The following is a 6,809-nucleotide window of genomic DNA, read 5'->3' on the forward strand; positions in this document are numbered from 1 at the left end:
GTTCGGGGTTGGTGTCCGCAACTGCGGGCCGTGATCGACGCTTCTCTTACCAGGCACGGGTACTCTCTCCTCGTTCTCACGCAACTGGGGACCGCGGAAGGCTGGGAGACCTCCTCTCGTGTCGCGGCGCCGGCCAGGCCCGTCCGCCGGGCCGGCGCCGCTCTCACCGGGCGTCGTGGGTCGTGCCGCCTAGCGGGGGACGCTCTGCCAGCTCTCGGCCGTGGCGCTGTCCTCCACCGCCGCGAGCACCCGCTGGACCTGGAGCCCGTCGGCGAAGCTCGGCGTCGGGTCGGTCCCGGCGGCGATGGCGCCCACCAGGTCGACGACCTCGTGGACGAACGTGTGCTCGTAGCCGAGCAGGTGGCCGGGCGGCCACCACGCGCCGACGTAGGGGTGGTCGGCCTCGGTGACGAGCACCCGGCGGAACCCGGCCTCGGAGCCGGGGGCGTCCCCGTCGAAGAACTGGAGCTCGTTCATGGACTCGAAGTCGAAGGCCAGGCTGCCGCGCGAGCCGTTGACCTCCAGCCGCATCGCGTTCTTCCGGCCCAGCGCGTAGCGGGTGGCCTCGAAGCTGCCGACCGCGCCGCCGGTGAAGCGGGCCAGGAACAGCGCCGCGTCGTCCACCGTGACCTCGCCCGTGCCGCCCGCGCCGTCCGGCCGCGACGTCGTGAACGTCTCGGTCAGCGCGGACACGCCGGTGATGGTGAGGCCGGTGACGAACTGCGCCGCGTCCACGATGTGCGCGCCGAGGTCGCCCAGCGCGCCGGAGCCCGCCTTCTCCTTGGTCAGCCGCCACGTCATCGGCGAGTCCGGGTCGGACAGCCAGTCCTGGAGGTACACGGCGCGGACGTGCCGCACCTCGCCGATGCGGCCCTCGGCGACGAGCTTGCGGGCCAGTGCCAGCGCGGGCACCCGGCGGTAGTTGAACGCCACCATCGACCGCACGCCGCGGGCGGCGGCGGCCTGCGCGGCGGCGGCCATCTTCTCCGCTTCCGCGACCGAGTTGGCCAGCGGCTTCTCGCACAGCACGTGCTTGCCCGCCTCCAGCGCGGCCACGGCGATGTCGCAGTGCGAGTCACCGGGCGTGCAGATGTCGACCACCTGCACGTCGTCGCGTCGGATCAGGGCTGCCCAGTCGGTCTCGACCGCGGCCCAGCCGTACTTGTCCGCCGCTTCCCTGGTGCGGCCCGCGTCCCGTCCGCCCAGCGCCGCGAGCTTCGGCACCAGCGGCAGGTCGAAGAAGCGGTGCGCGTTGCGCCAGGCCTGCGAGTGCACCGCGCCCATGAACGCGTGCCCCACCATCCCGACGCCGATCTCCCCGCGGTTGTCGTTCATCCGTCTCGGCCCTTCGTCGATCCTGCGTCCACCTCGATCCGGCGGGGCGGTCCCGGCGTCGCCGCGCTGCGACGCCGGGACCCCCCGGTCAGGAGTCGAAGCCGACGTCCAGGTAGGAGTCCACGTTCTCCTTGCTCACGACGGCGGAGTAGGTCGTGATGAGCGCCGGGATCTCGTGCTCGGCGAGGTCGCCGATGCCCTTGGCCTGCCCGAGGAGGCGGGCCAGCGCGATGGCGGACGAGGCCATGGACGGGCTGTAGAGCACCGTCGCCTTGACCACGCCGCTGTCGGCCTTGATCAGGTCCATCATGTTCCGCGACCCGGCGCCGCCGACCATGATGAACTCCTTGCGGCCCGCGCCCTCGATCGCCGCCAGGACGCCGATGCCCTGGTCGTCGTCGTGGTTCCACAGCGCGTCGAGCTTGCTCGCGCCCTGGAGCAGGTTCGCGGTCTGCTGCTCGCCGGACTCCGGGGTGAACTGGGCGGCCACCCGTGGGCCGACGGAGAAGCCCGCGCGGGCCAGCGCGTCCTTGAAGCCCTGGCTGCGCTCCTGCGTCAGCGGCAGCGAGTCGATCCCGGCGACCTCGCCGATGATCGGGCTGGAGATGTTCTTCGCCTTCATCTGGCCCGCGATGTAGTTGCCCGCGTTGACGCCCATGCGGTAGTTGTCCCCGCCGATCCACGCCCGGTAGGCCAGCGGCGTGTCGAAGATCCGGTCCACGTTGACGACCGGGATGCCCGCCTCGGTGGCCTGCCTGCCGACCTCGGTCAGCGCCTTGCCGTCGAAGGGCAGGATCACCAGCACGTCGACCTTGTCGTTGATCAGCGTCTCGACCTGGCCGATCTGCTGGTTGACGTCGTTGGTGCCCTCGGTGGCCTTCAGCGTCACGTCGGAGAACCGCCCGGCCTGCGCGCGGGCGTTCTTCGTCATGGCCGCCATCCAGCCGTGGTCGGCGGCGGGCGCGGAGAAGCCGATGGTGACGGCCTTGCCGGGCTGGCTGTTCTCCCCCGAGCCCCCGGCCACCGCGGCGTTGGAGGCCGCCGCGTTCGGCGACTCGTTGGACGTGCAGCCCGCGAGGACGGCGGTGGCGCCGAGCGCGGTGGTGCCCCACAGGAAGCGGCGACGGTCGAGTGATGGCATGGCGAACTCCAGCGGTGTGGGTTGTGGGCCTGGCGGAGGGACAGCGGGTGGAACGTGAGCGGACCGGACGAACGCGGCCGGGTTCGCCGTCAGGTTTTCCGGACGCGGCGGCGCAGCCTGGTGCTCTGCAGCAGCACGGCGGCGACGATGATCACGCCCTTGGCGATGTTCTGGATGTCGGTGTCGAGGTTGTTCTGGGTGAAGATGCTGTTCAGCACCGTGAAGATCAGGACGCCGACGAGGGTGCCGATGAGGCTGCCCCGGCCGCCGGTGAGCAGCGTGCCGCCGATGACGACGGCGGCGATGGCGTCCAGTTCGTAGAACAGGCCGTTGGTGGAGGCACCGGACGTGGTGCGGGCGACGACCATGATCGCGGCGATGCCGCAGCACAGGCCCGCGATGCCGTACACCAGCGCGGTGTGCCGCTTCACGTCGATTCCCGCGAGGCGGGCGGCCTCGGCGTTGCCGCCGACGGCGAAGGTGCGGCGGCCGAACGTGGTCCGGTTGAGCAGCACCCAGCCGACCGCGAAGACCAGCGCGAGCATCCAGATCAGCACCGGGATGCCGAGGAAGTCGCCGCGGAAGAACGTGGTGAAGCCGGTCTCGGACACGACCTGCGTGCGCCGCCCGGACAGCCGCTCGGCCAGGCCGCGCGCCGAGGCGTACATGGCGAGGGTGGCGATGAACGGCACGATCTTGCCGTAGGAGATCAGCACCCCGTTGACCAGACCGCAGCCCAGGCCGACCAGCAGCCCGCACAGCACCATCACCACGGGCCCGTAGGCCTGCGTCGCGAGGGTGGTCATCCACACGCTGCTCAACGCCACGATCGACCCGACGGACAGGTCGATGCCGCCGCTGATGATCACGAACGTCATGCCGACGCTCACCACGCCGATGGCCGCGGCGAGCCGCAGCATCGTGGAGATGTTGGCCTCCGTCAGGAAGCCGTCCGGGCGGGTGATGTAGCCGACCAGGCACAGCACGACCAGCACGCCCACGAGGCCTGCGAGGCGCACGTCCACGGTGAACCCGCGGCGCGGGCGCTCCCGGCCCGGCGGGGGCGTGGTCTGGCCTTCTGCTCCGGTGGCGAGCACCGGGGTCGAGGACTTGCTGGTCACGACGATGCCTCCTCTGCGACGCCCGCGAGCTCGGTCGCGGCGCTGCCTTCCATCACGATGTCGAGCACGGCCGCCTCGGTCAGCTCGGCGGCCGGTCGGTCGGCGAGCACCACGCCCTCGCGCAGCACGAGGACCCGGTCGGCGAGGCCGAGCACCTCGGGGACCTCGCTGGACACCAGGACCACGGCCACCCCGTCGGCGGCCAGTTCGTGCACGAGCCGGTACAGCTCGGCCCGCGCGCCGACGTCGACGCCGCGGGTGGGTTCGTCGAGCAGCAGGACCCGGCAGCCGCGCACCAGCCAGCGCGCGACGACGGCCTTCTGCTGGTTGCCGCCGGAGAACGTGCCCACCAGGCGGCGGGGGTCGGCGGGCCTCAGCTCCAGCTTCTCCAGCACCGCGCGCGAGTCCTTCATCTCCCGCGCCCGGTCGGTGAACCCGGCGGTGCTGTAGGCGCCGAGGCTCGCCAGCGTCACGTTGTGCGCGACGGGCAGCTCCAGCAGCAGGGCCTGGCTCTTGCGCTCCTCGGGGGCCAGCCCGATGCCCGCCTTCACGGCGGCGGAGACGCTGCCCGGCTTGAGCCGCTGCCCGTTGACGGTCACGGTGCCGGCGTCGGCCTTGCGGGCCCCGAACACGGTCTCCAGGATCTCGCTGCGCCCGGCGCCGACGAGACCGGCGATGCCGAGCACCTCCCCGGCGTGGACGGTGAAGCTGACGTCGGCGAACTCCCCCGCCCTGGTCAGCCCCTCGACCTTGAGCACCTCGACCCGCTCGTCGGCCGTGGACTCCTCGCGCACCGGGAACACCGTGCGGACCTGGCGGCCCGACATGAGGTTCACCAGGTCGGAGGTCGGCGTGTCGGCGGGGAGCCCGGAGGCGACGGTGCGGCCGTCCTTCAGGACGGTGACGCGGCTGCCGATGCGGCGGATCTCCTCCAGCCTGTGGGAGATGTAGACGACGGACACGCCGTCGGCGGCCAGTTCGCCGACGATGCGGAACAGGTTGTCCACCTCGTCGGAGGCCAGCGCGGCGGTCGGCTCGTCCATCACGATGAGCCGCGCGTCGTGGGCCAGCGCCCGCGCCATCGACACGAGCTGCTGGCCCGCGGCCGACAGCAGCCCGACCTCCCGCTCCGGCGGGATCTCCGCGTGGCCGAGCCTGCGCATCAGCGCGGCGGCCTCGGCGTTCGCGGCGCCCCGGCGGCTGAACCCGAAGCGGGCCTTCTCGTGCCCGAGGAACACGTTCTCCGCGACCGAGAGCCCCGGCACGAGGTCCAGCTCCTGGTACATCGTCGCGACCCCGAGCCGCAGCGCCGCCACCGGGGACGACAGCGTCGCGGGCTCGCCCCGCCACAGGATCTCGCCGTGGTCGGGCCGGTGCGCCCCCGCGAGGACCTTGATCAGGGTGGACTTGCCCGCGCCGTTCTGGCCGAGCAGGCAGTGCACCTCGCCCGGCAGCACGCTCAGCTCGACGCCGTCGAGCGCCCGGACACCGGGGAACTCCTTCACGATGCCGGTCATCCTCAGCAGCGGCTGCCCGAGGTCGTGCCCGGTGTCATCCGGCGAGACGCTCATGGGGCCACCATTCCTTCCGTGCTCTCCACGTGGTCCTCCATCGTCACGACGGTCGGGTCGTCCAGCACGCGGCCCAGCGCGTGCACCGCGCCGCCCGTGGACGGGGCCCGGAAACCCAGCCGGGACGCGACGACCGTCGCGCCACCGGCGCCTTCGGCGAGGACGCGGGAAGCGACCTCGGAGCGGACCGGCTCGACCAGCCACTCGGACAGGGCGGCGAAGTAGCCGCCCAGCACCACGGCGGCCGGGTTGAACAGGTTGACCAGCACCGCGACGCCCGCGCCGAGCGCGGTGCCGATCTGGTGCAGGGCGTCGAGGGTGCGCCGGTCACCGGTCTCGGCGCGTGCCCTGACCAGCGCCATCCGGGCGTCCGGGTCGAGCGCCGGGTCGCGGACCGGGTCGTCGGGGCTGGCGCAGGCGTGCAGCAGCGCGCCGAGGCCGACCTGCGTCTCCCAGCAGCCGCGCCGCCCGCAGGAGCACCACGGGCCCAGCGGGTCGAGCATCATGTGGCCGACCTCGCCCGCGTAGCCGAGGTGGCCGCGCACGAGTTCGCCGCGCGAGACGGCGCCCGCGCCGACGCCGTGGTCGCCGGTCAGGTAGACGAAGTCGTCGAGGCCCGCCGCCGCGCCACCGGCCTGCTGCTCGGCGACGGCGGCGAGGTTGGCGTCGTTGTCGGCGCCGAAGAAGTCCAGGGCGAGCCCGGTGCGCGCGGCCAGTCCGTCGCGCAGCGCGACCTCGCGCCACCGCAGCCGAGGGGCGAACCGCACCACCGCGCCGTCGGTGTCCACCAGCCCCGGCACGGCGGCCGTGGCCCCGACGACCCAGCCACCGCGCGCCCGCACGTCGTCGACCACGCCGGTCAGCACGTCCGCGAGCAGGTCGAGCACGCGTTCGGGACCGGAGCCGGGCACGTCGCACGCGACCTGCCTGCGCAGCAGCACCTCGCCGGTGAGGTCGACGACCGTCGCGCCCACGTGCTCGACGTGCAGGTCCAGCCCGACGCCGCAGGCCGACGCGGGCCGGAGTTCCACCAGCTCACCGGGTCTGCCCTGCCCGCCCGCCGTGGTGCCCGCCGCGCGGACGAGACCGCGCTGCCCCAGGTCGCCGACGAGGGAGGAGATGGTCGCCTTGGAGAGCCCGGAGTGCACCGCGAGCTGCGCGCGGGAGACCTGGCCGTGCTCGCGGAGCGTCCGCACGAGGAGAGCCAGGTTCGCTCGACGCAGACCCGTTCGGTCTGTCGAGCCCGGGTGACGCAGCACGAACACTCCACTTCGTTGAGGAGCCGATCAAAAGTCGGTGTCTCAGCTCACAAAAGAGCCTGAACTACCACCCATATCGGACGCAATAGGCCGTTCAGAGCAAGAAGTAGGGGTGACTTTTGCTTTTTTTGTACAAAAGTGGGTTGGAAAGACACGAAACTTGATGGAGATGCGGCGTTCACGAAGGGTGGATCGGGCTTGTGGCGGTGAATGGTGACAACGTTGTCAGGGAAGCGGCTTTTGTCGGAGTGGTGTGGGTGGCGCCGATGGGCGGGCAGCGGGCAGCGGGCAGCGGGCAGCGGGCAGCGGGCAGCGGGCAGCGGGCAGCGGGCAGCGGGCAGCGGGCAGCGGGCAGCGGGCAGCGGGCAGCGGGCAGCGGGCA

Annotated in this window: 5 protein-coding genes; all 5 read right to left on the reverse strand. The window is 72.4% G+C overall.

What is annotated here, in order from left to right; genetic code table 11:
* Positions 1–189: 189 nt before the first annotated feature.
* On the reverse strand, positions 190–1,335 hold the full coding sequence (locus AC156L_RS10960; RefSeq protein ID WP_330874400.1) for a Gfo/Idh/MocA family protein: 1,146 nt from the start codon (positions 1,333–1,335) through the stop codon (positions 190–192).
* A gap of 88 nt (positions 1,336–1,423) precedes the next feature.
* Positions 1,424–2,476, reverse strand: a complete 1,053-nt coding sequence (locus AC156L_RS10965; protein WP_330874401.1) for a substrate-binding domain-containing protein — start codon at positions 2,474–2,476, stop codon at positions 1,424–1,426.
* A gap of 89 nt (positions 2,477–2,565) precedes the next feature.
* Positions 2,566–3,501 (reverse strand): ABC transporter permease, encoded by a 936-nt coding sequence (locus AC156L_RS10970; RefSeq protein ID WP_330874414.1) that lies wholly within the window; start codon positions 3,499–3,501, stop codon positions 2,566–2,568.
* A gap of 92 nt (positions 3,502–3,593) precedes the next feature.
* Positions 3,594–5,168: a sugar ABC transporter ATP-binding protein gene (locus AC156L_RS10975; RefSeq protein WP_330874402.1), complete on the reverse strand. Its 1,575-nt coding sequence runs from the start codon at positions 5,166–5,168 to the stop codon at positions 3,594–3,596.
* On the reverse strand, positions 5,165–6,364 hold the full coding sequence (locus AC156L_RS10980; protein ID WP_330874403.1) for an ROK family transcriptional regulator: 1,200 nt from the start codon (positions 6,362–6,364) through the stop codon (positions 5,165–5,167). The genes AC156L_RS10975 and AC156L_RS10980 overlap by 4 nt, the downstream gene beginning before the upstream one ends.
* Positions 6,365–6,809 lie beyond the last annotated feature (445 nt).

The sequence above is a fragment of the Umezawaea sp. genome (assembly GCF_057122925.1).

Coding starts and splice junctions, on each gene's coding strand:
- AC156L_RS10960 (WP_330874400.1), bottom strand. CDS start 1,335: ATGAACGACAACCGCGGGGAGATCGGCGTCGGGATGGTGGGGCACGCG.
- AC156L_RS10975 (WP_330874402.1), bottom strand. CDS start 5,168: ATGAGCGTCTCGCCGGATGACACCGGGCACGACCTCGGGCAGCCGCTG.
- AC156L_RS10965 (WP_330874401.1), bottom strand. CDS start 2,476: ATGCCATCACTCGACCGTCGCCGCTTCCTGTGGGGCACCACCGCGCTC.